The 16786-nt window shown below is 69.4% G+C and carries 14 protein-coding genes and 1 tRNA gene; 6 read left to right on the forward strand and 9 right to left on the reverse strand.

Annotated features, from left to right (window positions below):
• Positions 1–279: 279 nt before the first annotated feature.
• The 3 genes from J5V16_RS21215 (at position 280) to J5V16_RS21225 (ending at position 3640) form a co-directional block, all read left to right on the forward strand.
• Complete coding sequence (locus J5V16_RS21215; protein ID WP_307793039.1) at positions 280–1800, forward strand: acyl-CoA carboxylase subunit beta; 1521 nt, start codon at positions 280–282, stop codon at positions 1798–1800.
• 10 nt (positions 1801–1810) lie between these two features.
• Positions 1811–2938, forward strand: coding sequence for an acyl-CoA dehydrogenase family protein (locus J5V16_RS21220; RefSeq protein WP_208498976.1), 1128 nt, complete (start codon positions 1811–1813; stop codon positions 2936–2938).
• Positions 2939–3148: 210 nt separating this feature from the next.
• Positions 3149–3640, forward strand: coding sequence for a Rieske (2Fe-2S) protein (locus tag J5V16_RS21225; RefSeq protein WP_208498977.1), 492 nt, complete (start codon positions 3149–3151; stop codon positions 3638–3640).
• 56 nt (positions 3641–3696) lie between these two features.
• On the opposite strand, the gene J5V16_RS21230 is transcribed toward J5V16_RS21225, so the two are convergent.
• From J5V16_RS21230 to J5V16_RS21240, 3 genes are all read right to left on the reverse strand, one after another.
• Positions 3697–4086, reverse strand: coding sequence for a DUF3151 domain-containing protein (locus J5V16_RS21230; protein ID WP_208498978.1), 390 nt, complete (start codon positions 4084–4086; stop codon positions 3697–3699).
• A 44-nt stretch (positions 4087–4130) separates the two neighbouring features.
• Positions 4131–5579, reverse strand: coding sequence for a Na+/H+ antiporter NhaA (gene nhaA, locus J5V16_RS21235; protein ID WP_208498979.1), 1449 nt, complete (start codon positions 5577–5579; stop codon positions 4131–4133).
• A 553-nt stretch (positions 5580–6132) separates the two neighbouring features.
• Positions 6133–6555, reverse strand: coding sequence for a Fur family transcriptional regulator (locus J5V16_RS21240; protein WP_208498980.1), 423 nt, complete (start codon positions 6553–6555; stop codon positions 6133–6135).
• Between the two features lie 176 nt (positions 6556–6731).
• On the opposite strand from J5V16_RS21240, the gene J5V16_RS21245 reads away from it, so the two are divergent.
• On the forward strand, positions 6732–8201 hold the full coding sequence (locus J5V16_RS21245; protein WP_208498981.1) for a catalase: 1470 nt from the start codon (positions 6732–6734) through the stop codon (positions 8199–8201).
• A gap of 216 nt (positions 8202–8417) precedes the next feature.
• Here J5V16_RS21245 and J5V16_RS21250 read toward each other — a convergent pair whose 3' ends face one another.
• The gene (locus tag J5V16_RS21250) at positions 8418–9017 is read right to left on the reverse strand and encodes a helix-turn-helix domain-containing protein (RefSeq protein WP_208498982.1); all 600 of its coding nucleotides are present in this window, start codon (positions 9015–9017) and stop codon (positions 8418–8420) included.
• Positions 9018–9118: 101 nt separating this feature from the next.
• Here J5V16_RS21250 and J5V16_RS21255 point away from each other — a divergent pair, with 101 nt between their 5' ends.
• The gene (locus J5V16_RS21255; RefSeq protein WP_408612508.1) at positions 9119–9892 is read left to right on the forward strand and encodes a TSUP family transporter; all 774 of its coding nucleotides are present in this window, start codon (positions 9119–9121) and stop codon (positions 9890–9892) included.
• On the opposite strand, the gene J5V16_RS21260 is transcribed toward J5V16_RS21255, so the two are convergent.
• Positions 9889–10986: a calcium:proton antiporter gene (locus J5V16_RS21260; RefSeq protein WP_208498984.1), complete on the reverse strand. Its 1098-nt coding sequence runs from the start codon at positions 10984–10986 to the stop codon at positions 9889–9891. The two genes, J5V16_RS21255 and J5V16_RS21260, sit on opposite strands and share 4 nt — an antisense overlap.
• A gap of 162 nt (positions 10987–11148) precedes the next feature.
• On the opposite strand from J5V16_RS21260, the gene J5V16_RS21265 reads away from it, so the two are divergent.
• Positions 11149–12528, forward strand: coding sequence for an aldehyde dehydrogenase family protein (locus J5V16_RS21265; RefSeq protein ID WP_208498985.1), 1380 nt, complete (start codon positions 11149–11151; stop codon positions 12526–12528).
• Positions 12529–12534: 6 nt separating this feature from the next.
• On the opposite strand, the gene J5V16_RS21270 is transcribed toward J5V16_RS21265, so the two are convergent.
• The 4 genes from J5V16_RS21270 to J5V16_RS21285 all read right to left on the reverse strand — a co-directional run bounded on the left by J5V16_RS21270 (position 12535) and on the right by J5V16_RS21285 (position 16681).
• Entirely contained in the window at positions 12535–13002 is a 468-nt protein-coding gene (locus J5V16_RS21270; RefSeq protein WP_208498986.1) for a MarR family winged helix-turn-helix transcriptional regulator, read from the reverse strand.
• A gap of 237 nt (positions 13003–13239) precedes the next feature.
• Complete coding sequence (locus tag J5V16_RS21275) at positions 13240–15264, reverse strand: serine/threonine protein kinase (protein WP_208498987.1); 2025 nt, start codon at positions 15262–15264, stop codon at positions 13240–13242.
• Between the two features lie 147 nt (positions 15265–15411).
• Positions 15412–16164, reverse strand: coding sequence for an SAM-dependent methyltransferase (locus J5V16_RS21280; protein WP_208498988.1), 753 nt, complete (start codon positions 16162–16164; stop codon positions 15412–15414).
• A gap of 440 nt (positions 16165–16604) precedes the next feature.
• Positions 16605–16681, reverse strand: a tRNA-Phe gene (locus J5V16_RS21285).
• Between the last annotated feature and the right edge of the window lie 105 nt (positions 16682–16786).

Below are 16786 nucleotides of genomic sequence, written 5' to 3' on the forward strand. Positions count from 1 at the left end.
GCGTGTCGGTGGTCCCCCGAGCGTAGCCGCGGCAGGCGAAGGGGGCGTGCGGGAGGCGGGTGCGGGCCTGCGCGCTGCCGGCGGGATGCGGGTCCGGCGGTTCGCGGCGATTCCGTGGCAAAACGGGCGTTCGCGGGCGCCCCCGAATCGATGATGCACCAGGGGTGAGACAACTGAATGAGTAGTGCGGCGAATGCGTTGACAGGCGGGGATCGGCGGGACACAATATGCTTGCCTTAACGATCGTTAAGGGAACGACACCGGCAAGGAGGCCGTGCCGTGGAATTCGGGGACTACCCGGCGGAACGCGAGCGGATCGAGCGCGGCGGCGCCGAGAAGTACCACCAGGCCGCAGCCGCGGCCGGCAAGTACCACGCCCGCGAACGCATCAGGCGCCTGTGCGACCCCGACTCCTTCCGCGAGGACAGCCTCTGGGCCAACCCCGACCCCACCCTGCCCGCCGACGGCGTCGTCGTCGGCACCGCCACCGTCCAAGGCCGGCCGATCCGCCTCGTCGCCAACGACTCCACCGTCAAGGCCGGCTCCTGGGGCGCCCGCACCGTCGAGAAGATCATCCGCACCGTCGAAGCCGCCCAGCTCGAGCAGCACCCGATCGTCTACCTCGTCGACTCCGCCGGCGCCCGCATCACCGACCAGGTGCAGCTCTTCCCCGGCCGCCGCGGCGCCGGGCGCATCTTCCACGAGCAGGTCCGCGCCTCCGGCCGCATCCCCCAGGCCTGCGCCCTCTTCGGCCCCAGCGCCGCCGGCGGCGCCTACATCCCCGCGTTCTGCGACATCGTCGCCATGGTCGACGGCAACGCCTCCATGTACCTCGGCAGCCCCCGCATGGTCGAGATGGTCACCGGCGAGAAGACCACCCTCGAGGACATGGGCGGCGCCCGCGTCCACTGCGAGCAGTCCGGCGTCGGCCACTTCCTGTGCCGCAACGAAGACGAAGCGATCGCCTCCGTCCGCCGCTGGCTCTCCTACCTGCCCTCGAACTGGACCCAGCCCGCGCCCGTGCGCGCCGCCCGCCCCCCGCTCCCCGTCGACCTCGCCGCGACCGTCCCCGCGAGCGAATCCGCGCCGTTCGACATGCACGCCTTCGTCGACGGCCTCGTCGACCAGGGCTCCGTCCTCGAAGTGCAGGCCCGCTGGGCCGGCGAGCTCATCACCGCGTTCGCCCGCCTCGACGGCCGGCCCGTCGGCATCGTCGCCAACAACTCCGCCGTACGCGGCGGCGTCCTCTTCTCCGACTCCGCCGACAAGGCCACCCGCTTCGTCGCCACCTGCGACGCCTTCAACGTCCCCCTGCTCTTCCTCGCCGACGTCCCCGGCTTCATGGTCGGCTCCGCCGTCGAACACGGCGGCATCATCCGCCACGGCGCCAAGATGATCGCCGCCGTCGCCGAAGCCACCGTCCCCAAACTCTGCGTCGTCGTCCGCAAGGCCTACGGCGCCGGCCTCTACGCCATGGCCGGACCCGCCTTCGGCTCCGACGCATGTCTCGCCCTCCCCACCGCGCGCATCGCCGTCATGGGCGCCGAAGCCGCCGTCAACGCCGTGTACGCCAACAAGATCGCCGCCATCGACGACCCCGAAGCACGCGAGCGCTTCGTCGCCGACAAACGCGCCGAATACGAAGCCGACGTCGACCTCCGCCGACTCGCCGGCGAACTCGTCGTCGACGACATCATCGAACCCGCCCACCTCCGCGACGACCTCATCGCCCGATACCGCCGGCTCACCCACAAGGAACGCCGGTTTTCCGACCGCAGGCACCCGATCACACCGGTGTAGGAGCACAGCCATGAAACTCGACCTCGAGCAGACCGAATTCGCCGCCGCCGTCCGCGAATTCGCCCAGGACAAGATCAAGCCCGTCATCGGCGACTTCTACGAGCGCGGCGAATTCCCCGCCGACCTCGTCCGCGAACTGGGCAAACTCGGCGTCCTCGGCGTCACCCTCCCCGAGGAGCACGGCGGCGCCGGCGCCGGCCTGTTCATGCTCGGCCTCGCCCTCGAGGAGATCGCCCGCGTCGACGCCTCCGTCGCCGTCACCGTCGAAGCGTCCGTCACCCTCGGAGCCGAAGGCATCGCCCGCTACGGCACGCCCGCGCAGCAGGCCAAATGGCTCCCGCGCCTCGCCGCCGGCCAAGGCCTCGTCGCCTTCGCGCTCACCGAGCCCGGCGGCGGCACCGACGCCGGCCACACCGACACCAAAGCCCGCCTCGAGAACGGCGAATGGGTCATCGACGGCGCCAAGTGCTTCATCACCAACGCCGGCACCGAGATGACCGACCTCATCATCGCCACCGCCCAGACCGGGCCCGGCGAAGTCTCCTGCATCGCCGTCGAACCCGGCACCCCCGGGCTCGAGATCGGCCCCGAGTACTCCAAGGTCGGCTGGCGCGCCTCCGACACCCGGCCCGTCTACTTCGACGGCTGCCGCGTCCCCGAGGCCAACCTCGTCGGCCAGCGCGGCCGCGGCTTCGTCCAGTTCCTCGAACTGCTCGACGCCGGACGCGTCGCCCTCGCCGCCCTCGCGACCGGCTCCGCGCAGGGCTGCCTCGACGAGGCCCTCGTCCACGCCAAGGAGCGGGAGGCGTTCGGGCGGCCGATCGCCGAGAACCAGGCCATCGCGTTCATGCTCGCCGACATGCGGCTGCGCGCCCACACCTCGCGCCTGGCGTGGCAGGACGCGGCGGTGAAGGCCGACGCGGGCGAGCCGTTCGGCACCGACGCGGCGCTGGCGAAGCTGCACGCGTCGCAGGCGGCGGTGGAGAACGCGCGGGACGCGACGCAGATCTTCGGCGGGTACGGGTTCATGAACGAGACGCCGGTGGCGCGGGCGTGGCGCGACTGCAAGGTGCTGGAGATCGGGGAGGGCACGAACGAGGTGCAGCGCATGCTGATCGCGCGGTCGCTGGGGCTGTAGCGGCGCCGGGGTGCGGCGCGGGTCTGGGAGCTTCCTGAGAACTTGATGAAGCTTCAACTAAAACTCTTGATATCGGCCCGCAAGGCGTGACAAGCTCGCCATTCCGGCGCTAGCGTTGCGGCCTGCAGGCGCCGCAACGGCACCGCCGCGGCCCGCAGGCACACCGCGGTCGATCAAGGGCGCCGCACCCACAGCGCAAGGAGTTCGACAATGACCGAAACCAAGGCCGGAACCGACCTCGCCAAGCAGGTGCTCGCCAAAGGCCTCGCCTCCCGGCGCGGCGTCATGTGCGGCCTCGCGGGGCTCGGAGCGGCGGGCGCCCTCGCCGCCTGCGGCACCGCCGAATCCCCCAACACCGAGTCCCCCGACACCTCCACCACCAGCGCCGCGGACGGTGGCACCACCGGCGAGACCGGCGGCGGCACCGGCATCGCCGCGACCGCCGACGTCCCCGTGGGCGGCGGCATCGTCGTCGACGAGACCGTCATCGTGCAGCCGACCGCCGACGAGTTCCTCGCCTTCTCCGCCGTCTGCCCCCACCAGGGCGCCATCGTCGACGCCCCCGACGCCGACGGCAACATCATCTGCCCCCGCCACCAGTCGACCTGGACCCTCGAAGGCACGCTCGAGCAAGGCCCCGCCGAGACGAACCTGTCCGCAGTGGAGATCACCGTCGAAGACGGACAGATCGCCCTCGCCTAGCAGCGCACACGAAAACGGCCGGGAAGCGGAATGCTTCCCGGCCGCTTTCGCATTCGCTACGTCAGTGCGTCCGCCGCCGCCGGGTCCGAGTCGCGCAGGAACTGGGCGCAACGCGCGGCCTCGTCCGCCTCCCCGATCGCCGCCGCCGCACGCGACAGCTGATGCAGCGACTTCAGGAAGCCGCGGTTCGGCTTGTGGTCCCACGGGATCGGGCCGTGGCCCTTCCAGCCGCTGCGACGCAGCTGGTCCAGGCCGCGGTGGTACCCGGTGCGGGCGAACGCGTAAGCGGTGACGTCGTCGCCCGACTCCAGGGCGTTCTTCGCCAGGCGCGCCCACGCGGCGCAGAACCACGGGAACCGCCGCACCGTGTCCTCGGGCGAATGCTCGTCGAGGAACTTCCTGGCCTCGGTGTCCTCGGGCAGCTTCGTCGCCGGAGGCTGGGACATGAGATTCTGCGGAGCCAATGCGGCGTCCCTCCAAAAGTCGGATCTCACTCTAGGGTCGAGTCGCTGTGAAACGTGCAGTCGGCCAAGCCTAACCCTGCGTTCGCCGCGCCCTCCACAGCCCGCTCGCCCTCGGACTCCTCCGGCTGCGGGCCCCTCGGAGCGGTCAAGTGGACGGCGAGCGCGCCCAGCAGCGCGGCGATGAACGACGCGCACAGCACCCCGATCTTGCCCTCGTCGGTGAGCAGCTGCGCGTCCCCGCCCCGGAACGCCAGCTCCGTGATGAACAGCGCCACCGTGAACCCGATGCCCGCGACCATCGCGATCGCGGCCAGCAGCGGCCACGTCGTGCCCGTCGGCAACCGCCCCCAACCCAACTTCACCACGACCCACGTCACCGCCGTGATCCCCACGAGCTTCCCCACCACGAGACCGACGACGATCCCGAGCGTCACCGTCGACGTCAGCGCCGTCGCGAACAGGTCCCCCGACAACGCCACCCCCGCGTTCGCGAGCGCGAACAGCGGCAGCACCACGAACGACGAGAACCGGTGGTTGCGCGCCTGGATCCGCTCGGTCGGCGGCACCGCGTCCCGCGCGAACTTCACCAACCGCTCCGTCTCCTCCGCCGTCAGCCCGTCCTTCGCCATCTCCTGCGCCTCCGCATGCGCCACATGCGGATCCAGCAGCGGCTTGGCCGAGATGATCAACCCCATGACCACGCCCGCGATCGTCGCGTGCACCCCCGACTCCAGCATCGCCACCCACAACGCCACACCGATGACCAGGTAGACCGGGCCCGACCAGACGTTCAGCAACCGCAGCACGATCGCGAACGCGCTCAGCGCCCCGGCGACGGCGAGCCAGGCCATCGACAAGTCGTCGGTGTAGAACACCGCGATGACCGCGATCGCACCGAGATCGTCCACGATCGCGAGCGTGAGCAGGAAGATCCTTGCCGCCGAAGGGATCCGCGACCCGAACAAAGCGAGCACACCGACCGCGAACGCGATGTCCGTCGCCATCGGAATGCCCCAGCCCGCCGCGCCCTCGCCCCCGGCGTTGAACGCGGTGTAGATGAGCGCCGGCGCGACCATGCCCCCGACCGCGGCCGCGATCGGCGGCACCGCGTTCCGCGGACTCGACAGCTCCCCCGAGACGATCTCGCTCTTGATCTCCACGCCCACCACGAAGAAGAAGATCGCCATGAGACCGTCGTTGATCCAGTCCTGCAGCGTGTGGTGGAGCTCGAACTCGCCGAACCGGAAGGCGATCTCGACGCCCCACACCGCTTCGTACGAGGCGGCCCACGGCGAGTTCGCCCACAGCATCGCCACGACGGCGCACACGACGAGGACGACACCCGCCGCCGGCTCGATCTTGAGGAACTCGGCGGCGGGACGGCCGACATAGCGGGCCAAGGGCCGTCGCGAGTAGAGGAACGCCGGCTCCGAACGCCAGATCGGCGACTTCCAGGGCTCCTTCGACTCGTTCATGCGGGAAGCCTAACGACGCATCAGACGCGGTGCCACATGGTCATCACTAATCGCGGACGGGCGTCGCAGCCTCGGTCTCCGGCTCCCACACCTGCAGCCCCTCGAGCCCGGGCACCGACTCGCGCGTGAACACCGGGTCGAGGCCGGCCTTGCGCTGGCGGTCGTAGTCGCGCAGGACCTTGACGGTGACGCCGGCATGAACTCCAAAGCGGCACCATGTTGAAGGTCAACCACCACGGACTTCGGTCCGGGGTTTGCCACTCGTGCCCGCCGCTGGCCGCGGCGTATCGGCGACATCAGGCGTATTGACAAAAGCCCACGTCGTGCGTGCGCGGTCATGGACGTTGACCGCGGCTACCCGGTCGGCGGCTCCAGCGAGTCCGCAACGCCGGCAGGTGAAAGATGCTTGGGGCGTTGGCGGCCCGGTGACCGTATCGGAGCATATCAGGACAAGGCAAGCCAAAGGGACGGTCAAGACCGTTTCGTCACCGAAGCGCGACTGGAGCGCGACAGTCGGGCGGCCCTGCGGGCCGCGTGAGGGTGCTTGCGCCCCTTAGGACTGCGCCGCTTGGCATTCGGGGCACAGGCCCCGGTAGGTGATGGAGGCGCGGGTGACGGCGAAGCCGTGGCGCTCGTCGCCGGGGAGCCAGTCCACCGGGTCGGCCATGGCGTGCACATCCTTCATGAGGCCGCAGCCCTCGCAGATGAGGTGGTGGTGCTCGTGGTCGGCGTTGGGGTCGTACCGCTTGGAGCGGCCGTCGAGGGTGAGTTCGAGGACCTCGCCGAGGGCGACCATCTCGTTGAGAGTGTTGTAGACCGTGGCGCGGGAGAGCTCGGGCATGCGCTCGACGGCGCGCTCGAGGATCTCATCGGCGGTGAAGTGCACGTGGGAGCCCTCGAGGGTCTCGGCGATGACGCGTCGCTGAGGCGTGATGCGCCAGTTGTGGCGCCGGAGTCGGGTAACGAGGTCGCTCATGCTGTTCTCTCACGGTCGGGGCATTGAATACCACTCTAGCAGGCGAAACACTGTGGCACTACTTACCTCGGACTGGATCCTTCTTTAGACATAGTCTAAGCTAGGATTGCGTCCATAACAAGGATTCCAGGCGGCGGCGCCGCGGGAACCCGCGAACCTGTAGAGAGGGCCTAGCCATGAGCGAGCAGTTCGACAACACTGCCGGGCCGCTGACCACCGAGTCCGGCGCGCCGATCTCCAACAACAACCAGAGCGAGGCCGCCGGCGTCGGCGGGCCCCTGCTCATCCAGGACCAGGTGCTCCTCGAGAAACTCGCGCACTTCAACCGCGAGCGCATCCCTGAGCGCGTCGTCCACGCCCGCGGCGCCGGCGCCTACGGCACCTTCACCGTGACCGCGGACGTCACCAAGTACACGAAGGCGAAGTTCCTCTCCCAGGTGGGCAAGGAGACCGAGACCTTCCTTCGCTTCTCCACCGTGGCCGACTCCCTCGGCGGCGCCGACGCCCGCCGCGACCCGCGCGGCTGGGCCCTGAAGTTCTACACCGAAGAGGGCAACTACGACCTCGTCGGCAACAACACCCCGGTGTTCTTCATCCGCGACGCCATCAAGTTCCCCGACTTCATCCACACCCAGAAGCGCGACCCGTACACCGGTTCGCAGGAGGCGGACAACGTCTGGGACTTCTGGAGCCTCTCGCCCGAGTCCACCCACCAGGTCACGTGGCTCTTCGGCGACCGCGGCATCCCCGCGTCCTACCGCCACATGGACGGCTTCGGCTCGCACACCTTCCAGTGGGTGAACGAGGCCGGCGAGCAGTTCTGGGTCAAATACCACTTCAAGACCGACCAGGGCATCAAGAACCTCACCCAGGACGAGGCCAACAAGCTCGCCGGCGAGGACCCCGACTCCCACCAGCGCGACCTGCGCGAGTCGATCGAGCGCGGCGACTTCCCGTCCTGGACCGTGCAGGTGCAGATCATGCCCGCCGCCGAGGCCGCGAACTACCGATACAACCCGTTCGACCTCACCAAGGTGTGGCTCAACGAGGACTACCCGCGCATCACCATCGGCAAGCTCGAGCTCAACCGCAACCCGCAGAACATCTTCGCCGAGGTCGAGCAGTCGATCTTCTCCCCCGCGCACTTCGTGCCGGGCATCGGCCCCTCGCCCGACAAGATGCTGCAGGGCCGCCTCTTCGCGTACGGCGACGCGCACCGCTACCGCGTCGGCATCAACGCCGACCACCTGCCGGTGAACCGCCCGCACGCCACCGAGGCGCGCAACGGCAACCGCGACGGCCTCGGCTACGACGGCCGCCACGGCGGGCAGAAGAACTACGAGCCGAACTCGTTCGGCGGCCCGTACGAGACCGGCCAGCCCCTGTGGGCGCCGCTCCAGCTCAACGGCGCGACCGGCGAGTGGGAGACCCCCAAGCACGCCGAGGACGACGACTACGTGCAGGCCGGCAAGCTCTTCCGCCTCATGAGCGAGGACGAGCAGGACCGCCTCATCGCCAACCTCTCCGGGTTCATCGCCAAGGTCAGCCGCGACGACATCATCGAGCGCGCCATCGCGAACTTCGCGAAGGCCGACGAGACCTACGGCAAGCGCCTCGCCGCCGCGGTGGCGGAGCTGCGCAAGTAAAGACGCCGAAGGCCGCGGGCCCACAGAAAGAAGCCGCCGGGCCCGCGGCCGTTCGACACCGACTCGCTCCGGCAGCCCCCTGTCGGAACGCCGAAGCGGGTCCGACCGCCCGGCCGGGGCCTTGGGAAGGGCACCCCGGCCGGGCGTTCCGCGTCCCGGCCAGGGACGCGAAGCGGCCCGGCGGTCCACACCGCCGGGCCCGTCCGCTTCGCGCGGCTAGTCCTCCAGGACGCGCCCGCACTCGCCGCATTCCGGCGGCTTCTGGCGGGGCACCTCGATGAACTCCTCGGCCACGATCCACAGCTTCCACTCGCCGTCGCGCTCGCGGTTCACCGTGATCGAGGTGATGTCGTCCCGGCTCGGACGCTCCAGCCCCCACATGATGTCCAAGGGCGCCTTGTGCTTCGCGAGCTTCACCTCCCGGCCCTTCAGGTAGTAGCCGGCCCGCGAGTACACCAGCTGCGTCTGCTCCCCGTGCTCCTTCGGCACCGGCTCGCGGCAGCGCCCGTTGAGGAACGAGTGGTACTCGGTGTGGAGCTGCCGGGCGATCTGCTGCAGCGGCACCGACGAATAGACCTTGACCCATCGGTTCGAAGGCTGGTTCTTCCACTTCGTGAGCCGCGCCGAGATCTCCGCGTACGAGATCTTCTCCCCCTTCGCGCGCCACTCGCTCTGGAACACCGCCAGCGACCAGTTGTACACGGCCCGAACCGCTTCCAGCGTCTCCTCGAGGTTCCGCCGCTGCTGCTCATCGGGGTCGAACGTATACTCGTAGCCGCGTTTCACCAAGTGGGTCATAGGCTTCGTCAAGTCCATGACCTGTTGATATCAGACGATTACGCACCGACACGTGTTCCTCACCTCATCGGCGTGTCTGCCAGCCGCGCGGCAAGTAACTTGGCGTGGTGCCCTTCGACATCGATCCCGGCCTGTTCGCCCTGCTCATCGCCGCGGCGATCTTCGCCGGATGGATCGACGCCGTCGTCGGCGGCGGCGGCCTCGTCCAACTCCCCGTGCTCCTCGTGGCCTTTCCCACAGCTCCCACCGCGCTCATGCTGGGCACGAACAAGATGGCCTCCGTCTTCGGCACCACCACCTCCGCGATCGCCTACGCCCGCAAGATCAAGCTCGAGCACCGGCTCCTCTGGCCCACCGTCGGCCTCGCCCTCCTCGGCTCCGGCGCCGGCGCGCTCGCCGCCCTCTCGGTCTCCTCGGACGCGTTGAAGCCCATCATCATCGCCGTGCTCCTCGCCGTCCTCGTCCTCGTCGTCGCCAAACCCCAGCTCGGCCTCGAACCCCGCCCCGAACTGCGCACCCGCTGGCGCGGCGCCGCCGTCATGGTCGTCTGCGGCGTCCTCATCGCCTTCTACGACGGGATCATCGGCCCCGGCACCGGCATCTTCCTCGCCGTCGCGTTCACGACCATCTTCGGCATGGACTTCCTCGCCGCCGCCGCCCACACCAAGGTCGTCAACGTCACCACCAACCTCGGCGCGCTCGTCGTCTTCGCCCTCCAGGACAACATCTGGTGGCTCCTCGGCGCCGTCATGGGCCTCGGCACCATGCTCGGCGCCTGGTTCGGCGCCCACACCGCGATGTCCAAAGGCAGCAAGTTCGTGCGCCTCGTCCTCGTCGTCGTCGTCCTCGGCCTGCTCGCCCGCCTCAGCTGGGACGTGTGGTCGACCCGCTAAGGGTTGATCGCCAGGAACAGGTACGCCGCGAGCAGGACCAGGTGCACGCCGCCCTGCAGGCGCGTGGCCCGGCCCGGCACCACGGTCAGGACGCTCACGACCACCGTGAGGCCGAGCAGCACGATCTCAGTCGAGCTCAACCCCAGCAAGAGCGGCCCCTCCATGAAGAACGACGCCACCGCGATCACCGGGATCGTCAAACCGATCGAGGCCATCGCCGAGCCGTAGCCGAGATTGATGCTCGTCTGGATGCGCTCGCGCGACGCCGCGCGGATCGCCGCGATCGACTCCGGCAGCAGCACCAGCAGCGCGATCGCCACACCCACCGACGAGGCCGGGAACCCCGCCGCGAGCACCCCCGCCTTGATCGCGGGCGACTCCGCCTTCGCCAGGCCCACGACGCCGACGAGCGCGACCATGAGCATCGCCAGGCTCAGCAGCGCCGTCCTCCCGCTCGGCGGGTCGGCATGCTCCTCCTCCTCGACCACGCCGTCCGCGGTGACCGGCAAGAAGAAGTCGCGATGGCGCACCGTCTGGTTGAACACGAAGAGGCCGTACAGGATCAGCGACGCCATCGCGGCGAACACCAGCTGCGAGGTCGAATACTCCGGGCCCGGCTCGCTCGTCGTGAACGACGGCAGCACCAGACCGAGCGTCGCGAGCGTCGCCACCGTCGCCAGCGCCGCGCCCGAACCCTCCGGATTGAACAGCGTCACCCCGTACTTCAAGGCCCCCACGAGCAAAGCGATGCCGACGATGCCGTTCGTCGTGATCATGACCGCCGCGAACACCGTGTCGCGCGCCAGCGTCGAGGACTCCTCGCCCCCGGCCGCCATCACCGTGACGATGAGCGCCACCTCGATGACCGTGACCGCCACCGCGAGCACCAGCGACCCGTACGGCTCACCCACCCGGTGCGCCACGACCTCCGCGTGATGCACCGCCGCGAGCACCGTCGCCACCAGCGCGACCGCCGCGACCGTCACCCAGAACGCCCCCAGGTGCCGCCCCCACACCGCGGCCAGGACCGCCATCCCCAGGATCGGCGCCAACACGGTCCAGGAGAGCAGCGGATTCCTCTTCACAGCGGCCATGCGCGCATGCTTTCACAGACGCGACCGCACGTCAGTGAGGTTCACGGATCGGATGGAACCGCCCACAAACCGTTGTTCGTCCCCATTGTCCCTGGCACCATGGGAGGGTCAGGCCCACATCCGGCCCGTCCGCAGCGAGCCGAACCCCGCTAGGCTCATGGCATGACCGGCAACGACATCCGCTCCACGGTGGCGCGCCTGCGCGCCCACTACGCCACCGGCCGCACCAAGCCCCTGCCGTGGCGCCTCGAGCAGCTCAAAGGCCTCGACCGGATGGTGCGCGAAGCCGGAGACGAACTCGCCGACGCCCTCCGCGCCGACCTCGGCAAAGCCGCGCCCGAATCCTTCCTCGCCGAAATCGACTTCGTCGCCGCCGAAGTCCGCGCCCTCCGCAAGCACCTCCGCACCTGGTTCCGGCCCAAGCGCGTCTACACGCCCCCGCACCTCCAGCCCGCCAAGGCCTACGTCCTGCGCGAACCCCTCGGCGTCGTCACCGTCATCGGGCCCTTCAACTACCCCGTGCAGCTCCTCCTCGCCCCCCTCGCCGGCGCCCTCGCATGCGGCAACGCCGTCGTCGTGAAACCGAGCGAAGCCGCGAACACCACCGCCGCCGTCCTCGAACGGCTCATCGGCGAATACCTCGACCCCGACGCCGTCGCCGTCATCCAAGGCGGCCCCAAAGCGACCGAACTGCTGCTCGCCGAACGCGTCGACCACATCTTCTTCACCGGCTCCGCCCGCGTCGGCACGATCGTCGCCAAAGCCGCCGCCGAACACCTCACGCCCGTCACCCTCGAACTCGGCGGCAAGAGCCCCGCCATCGTCGAACCCGGCGCCGACCTCGCCACCGCGGCCCGGCGCATCGCCTGGGGCAAGTTCATGAACGCCGGGCAGACCTGCATCGCCCCCGACTACGTCCTCGCCGTCGACGGCACCGGCCCCGAACTCGAGAAGCACCTGGCCGAAGCCGTGCGCGAGATGTACGGGCACGCGCCCGCCGACAGCCCCGACTTCGGGCGGATCATCGACACCCGCTCGTTCGACCGGCTCGCGCGCTTCCTCGACGAAGGCCGGCTCGTGTGCGGCGGCGGGCACAACCGCGACGAGAAGTACATCGCCCCCACCGTCCTCGCCGACATCACCCCCGACGACGCCGTCATGGCCGAAGAGGTGTTCGGGCCGATCCTGCCGATCCTCACCGTCGACACCCTCGACGACGCGATCGCCTTCGTCAACCGGGGCGAGAAGCCCCTCGCCCTGTACGCGTTCACGAACTCGGACCTCACGCGGCGGAAGCTCTTGACCCGCACCGCATCCGGCGCGGTCGGCTTCAACGTCCCCATGGCGCACATCGACGTCCCGGGCCTGCCGTTCGGCGGCGTCGGCCACTCCGGGCTCGGCGCCTACCACGGCAAAGCCTCGATCGAGACGTTCAGCCACGCGAAGTCGGTGCTGGACAAGCCGCTCGCACCCGACACGATGAAGGTCGTCTACCCGCCGTTCACGGCCATCAAAGAGCAGGTGCTGCGCCGCCTGCGCTAGCGCCCCTCAGCCGTCGGCGAGGTGCGCGTTGACCCTGGCGAGCAGCCGGAACAGCATCGCGCGCTCGTCCTCATCGAGCGGCGCCATGATGTGCTCGTTGACGCCCTCGAGGACCGCGTCGAGCTCCGCGAGCCGCTCACGCCCCGCCTCGGTCACGGTGATGACGTTGCGGCGCTTGTCCTCCGGGTCGGGCGCGCGCTGCACGAACCCCGCCGCGGCGAGCTCGTTGAGGACCGCGACGAGATCGCTGCGGTAGACGCGGGTGCGGTCGGAGAGCTGCGCCTGGCTCGCCGGGCCGGTCTCGGCCAGCGAGGCCAGCACCACGAAATGGTCCTTGTGCGCGCCGACCCCGGCGAGGGCCGCGCTCGCCACCTTCCGCATCTGCCCCGCCGTCATCCCGGTCAGGCGCGAGAGCTGGCGCTTGACGCGTTCGGGGCTGTCGTGGTCGAAGCGCAGGTCGGCGTCGGATTCCATGCGCCCAGCCTACCCCAGCGGCGTTAGCGCCACTAACGATCCGTCGACGGATACGAGAAGAGCCCTGGCCGGCGGTGAACGCCGACCAGGGCCCATACCCCTCGAAGACAAGCTTGCAATGATCATACCAACTCACTTGCGCGCGCTAGCGTCGGACCGGGAGGCCCGGGTCACGCACGCCCGCAAGCAGAACAACGCGACGATCACCGCAAATGAATCCACTAGGGATTCGATCGGCTAGAGGTAACGCCAGCAGACGGTGTACGCGTGGTCGGGGAAGTCGGTGCTGTACCAGGTGCTCCAGCCGTCGTCCCCGCACCAGTCCAAGTTCTCGTACTCGTCGACCCGGCCCGTCACGTACGTGTTCGCCGCATCGCAGTCCGCGAAGTAGAACAGCGCGGTCCCTGCCTCCGGATCGCCCGTCATCGACATGCAGTCGTCCTGCGTCGCATACCCCATGTCGTCGGGGTAGATCATCTTCAGGCACAGCACCACGTCCAGATAGGTCTGCGAGGTGGTGAACGTGTAGTTCTGGTTGTAGTACACCGATTCGGAGCACGACGCCGGGTCGTTCACGCCCTCCAGTCGCTCGAGGACCTCGAACGCGCCCTCCTGGCACTCGATCGGGTACCACTCGGACACGCTGTCGTTCGGGCCGAACACGCACTCGCCGACTTCGGCGTGGTACGCCTCACCGTTGGGGTGCAGGTAGCTCAGGCAGATCACCAGGTTCGCGTCCGAGAAGGAGACGCTTGTGGTCATGTCGTCGACGGCGTCGCACGAGCCCAGATCGGTCGTGTCGTGGTAGACGTCGACGACCTCGAAGCTGCCGTCCTCGCAATTGGACGGCTCCAGGTCGGCGGTCGTCGCGTCCCCGTAGTCCCAGAAGCAGTCGCCGACCACCGCGTCCGCGATCGGATCCGTCTCGGTCTCAACGGGATCGGTCTCCTCGCCGCCCAGGCCGGAGTCGTCCCCCGTCTCCGTCGCCGCCGACGTCGCGTCGTCGCTCTGCGCGATCTCGGGTTCCTTGTCGTCGTCCCCGCCGAGGTTCGGGAGGAGCACGACCAGCGCGATGGCCACGACCGCCGCCACCGCGAGCACCGCGTACAGGACCGTGCGGTCGGGCTTCGGCCCCTGCGGCGGCAGCCCTCCCGGAGGCAGCACCGGCCCACCGGGCGGCAGCGGCGCATGACCCGGAGCCGCCGGCGAATACCCTTGCGGCGCCGACGGATACGACGCGGGAGGCGCGGGCGAATACGAGACCGTCGAAGGCTCCGAGAGCCCCGGCTGCGACGGCGCCCGCGCCAGAACGATGCCGGGGCCGAACATCACCACCGTCCGGTTGGGGCGCACCATGGTGTCCCACCCGTGGCGGCGGGCGAGCTCGGCGACCTCGGCGCGCTGTGCCCGCTCGATCGCGGCCACCGCGGGCGGCCACGGCGCGGCCAGCGGCTCGCCGATGCGCAGCACCAGCTCAGCGGCGCTGACGCGCTCCTCCGGCTGCCGCCGCATGCACGGCTCCACGAGATACCGCAGGGCCTCGGGCAGCCGCTCCAAGCCCGGATCGCCGTTCACGACCCGGTTCATGACCTCGTACAGCGCCTCGGCGTCGAACGGATTCGCGCCCGTGCTCGCCGTGATCACCGTGGTGCCCAAGGAGAACAGGTCCGACGCGGGGCCGATCGCCTGACGCGTCACCTGCTCCGGGGACATGAACGCCGGCGCGCCGATGAGCGCGCCCGTCTGCGTGATCGACGCCTCGCCCCCGGCCTCCTCGGTCACCCTGGCGATCCCGAAATCGATGAGGCGGATGCCGTCGTCCGTCAGGATCACATTGGAGGGCTTCAGATCCCGGTGCACCACCCCGAACGAGTGGATCTCCGCCAGCGCGGCGGCGAGACCATGCATGAGCCGCCGGGTCGAGGCCTCGTCCAAGGGGCCGTTGGCGTGCAGCGCCTCGGCCAGCGTCGGGCCGTGGAAGAACTCGGAGGCGAGCCAGGGCTCCGGGGCGTGCTCGTCGGACGCGAGCACCGCGGCGGTCCACTTGCTCGCGGCCACCTCCCGCGAGGTGATGACCTCGCGGCGGAACCGGTACCGGAACTGCGGGTCATGGAGCAGATGAGGGCGCATGACCTTGAGCGCCACCAGCTGTCCGTCCCCGGCGGCGGCCAGCAGGACGCGGCCCATGCCTCCCTCGCCGAGTTCGGCGAGGACCCGGTAGGGCCCGATCTCCCGCGGCTGGTCATCGCGGAGTGGCTTCATGGCGACGGCTCCTGAATTCGGCGGTTCCCAATGATGCGCAACGCTAGAACCCCCCGTCACAACTCTGTCATGACCGGCCGGAACCTATATCCCCAATTCGAGCCAGGTGGGAAGCCCTATCAAGGCCGACACCTCATCGCCTGCGGCTCACCCGAACCTGCGGAGCACCACGGTGAGCTCGTTCCGGTTGTGCCGCAACTGCCGGGCGAACTCGATGTCGTATTCGGCGCCGAGGATCGCGAACGCCTCGTCGACCTGCTCCAGCACATGATGCGTGCCCGTCTTGAGCGTCGTGACCGCGACGCCGAAGGGCTTGAGGAGGCGCGCGGAGTCGACCATGAGACGGCTGGAGCGGTCGGGGCTCATCTTCATGTCGTTCACGATGAGGTCGAACCGGTCGGTGCTGTCGCGCAGGAAGTTCCCGGCGGTGGTGCGCTCATGGCGGACCCCCGGGAGCGCGAGCACCCGCGGATCAAGATCGCCGGGGTCGACCGCCGTGGTCGCGTAACCCCGGGTGGCGAGGATCCGGGTCCACCCGCCGGGCGCGGCCCCGTAGTCGAGGGCGGTGCCCTTGGGCTCGATCCCCTCGTCGATCGGGTAGACCTTGAACAGCTCCTCGAGCTTGAACTCGGCCCGCGACACCTGCTCGGGCGTCTTCGAGAGCCGGACCTCCCCGCCGGGCCACGAAGAAAGGCTGTCAGCCGCGCGGTTGACGCCGACGATCGCGGTCTTGGGCGTGAAGCAGATGGAGACCACGAGCGGACTCCCCGTCCTGCCGACCTGGTACCCGCGGTCGGTGAGCACCTGGGCGGCCCGCTCCCAGGCGTCATGCTGGCTGAACTTGTACGCCGTCTTCCCGCTGAGCCAGATCTGCAGCGAGACCTCGGCCCCGCTCGCCATCTCCCTGATAGCCGAATCCACAAAATCAACCACTGACTCAAGCCCAGAAGCGGCATGGTCGTATTCGGCGACGACATTCGTCAAATGCCGAGGAAACACCAACGGCACCCGCAAGGCAAGCGCGGCGAGATCCCGAGCGGTCGAGCGCTCCGTCTCGACCAAGGCGCACTCTTCCCCGACTCGACGAACGTCAACGGCATCCTCAACATGCCGGAGCAGCTCCTCCTTGGCGACCGGCCAGGAGTCGGCGGCCATGGAGAGCAGGGTCTTGTGCGTTGCCATGCCGGTTCCCTCGGAGTTCAGCGGACGCCCGCCGCGTCTCGGGGGACATTCGCGACCAGTGTATTCATCACGGACGCCGGCTCCCCGCGATGCCCGCGAGTCGGCCGCCACCAGCAAAAAATCCCCGCCGCCGTCATGGCGGGCGAGGATGAGATGCGTGGTGGCCAGGGCCGGGATCGAACCGGCGACCTATCGCTTTTCAGGCGATCGCTCGTACCAACTGAGCTACCTGGCCAGGAGGTGCGTCGCGCGCACCGCCGTGAACACTGTACAGCACCGCCGGTCACCCGGCCCAAGCGGTATTGCCGCCAACCCGACGCCCGCCCCGGCACGCCCGCGC

It is taken from the genome of Glycomyces niveus (assembly GCF_017592475.1).
Classification (GTDB): Bacteria; Actinomycetota; Actinomycetes; order Mycobacteriales; family Micromonosporaceae; genus Glycomyces; species Glycomyces niveus.

Coding starts and splice junctions, on each gene's coding strand:
- J5V16_RS21275 (WP_208498987.1), bottom strand. CDS start 15,264: ATGAAGCCACTCCGCGATGACCAGCCGCGGGAGATCGGGCCCTACCGG.
- J5V16_RS21220 (WP_208498976.1), top strand. CDS start 1,811: ATGAAACTCGACCTCGAGCAGACCGAATTCGCCGCCGCCGTCCGCGAA.
- J5V16_RS21225 (WP_208498977.1), top strand. CDS start 3,149: ATGACCGAAACCAAGGCCGGAACCGACCTCGCCAAGCAGGTGCTCGCC.
- J5V16_RS21270 (WP_208498986.1), bottom strand. CDS start 13,002: ATGGAATCCGACGCCGACCTGCGCTTCGACCACGACAGCCCCGAACGC.
- J5V16_RS21280 (WP_208498988.1), bottom strand. CDS start 16,164: ATGGCGAGCGGGGCCGAGGTCTCGCTGCAGATCTGGCTCAGCGGGAAG.
- J5V16_RS21240 (WP_208498980.1), bottom strand. CDS start 6,555: ATGAGCGACCTCGTTACCCGACTCCGGCGCCACAACTGGCGCATCACG.
- J5V16_RS21260 (WP_208498984.1), bottom strand. CDS start 10,986: ATGGCCGCTGTGAAGAGGAATCCGCTGCTCTCCTGGACCGTGTTGGCG.
- J5V16_RS21245 (WP_208498981.1), top strand. CDS start 6,732: ATGAGCGAGCAGTTCGACAACACTGCCGGGCCGCTGACCACCGAGTCC.
- J5V16_RS21230 (WP_208498978.1), bottom strand. CDS start 4,086: ATGTCCCAGCCTCCGGCGACGAAGCTGCCCGAGGACACCGAGGCCAGG.
- J5V16_RS21250 (WP_208498982.1), bottom strand. CDS start 9,017: ATGGACTTGACGAAGCCTATGACCCACTTGGTGAAACGCGGCTACGAG.
- J5V16_RS21265 (WP_208498985.1), top strand. CDS start 11,149: ATGACCGGCAACGACATCCGCTCCACGGTGGCGCGCCTGCGCGCCCAC.
- nhaA (WP_208498979.1), bottom strand. CDS start 5,579: ATGAACGAGTCGAAGGAGCCCTGGAAGTCGCCGATCTGGCGTTCGGAG.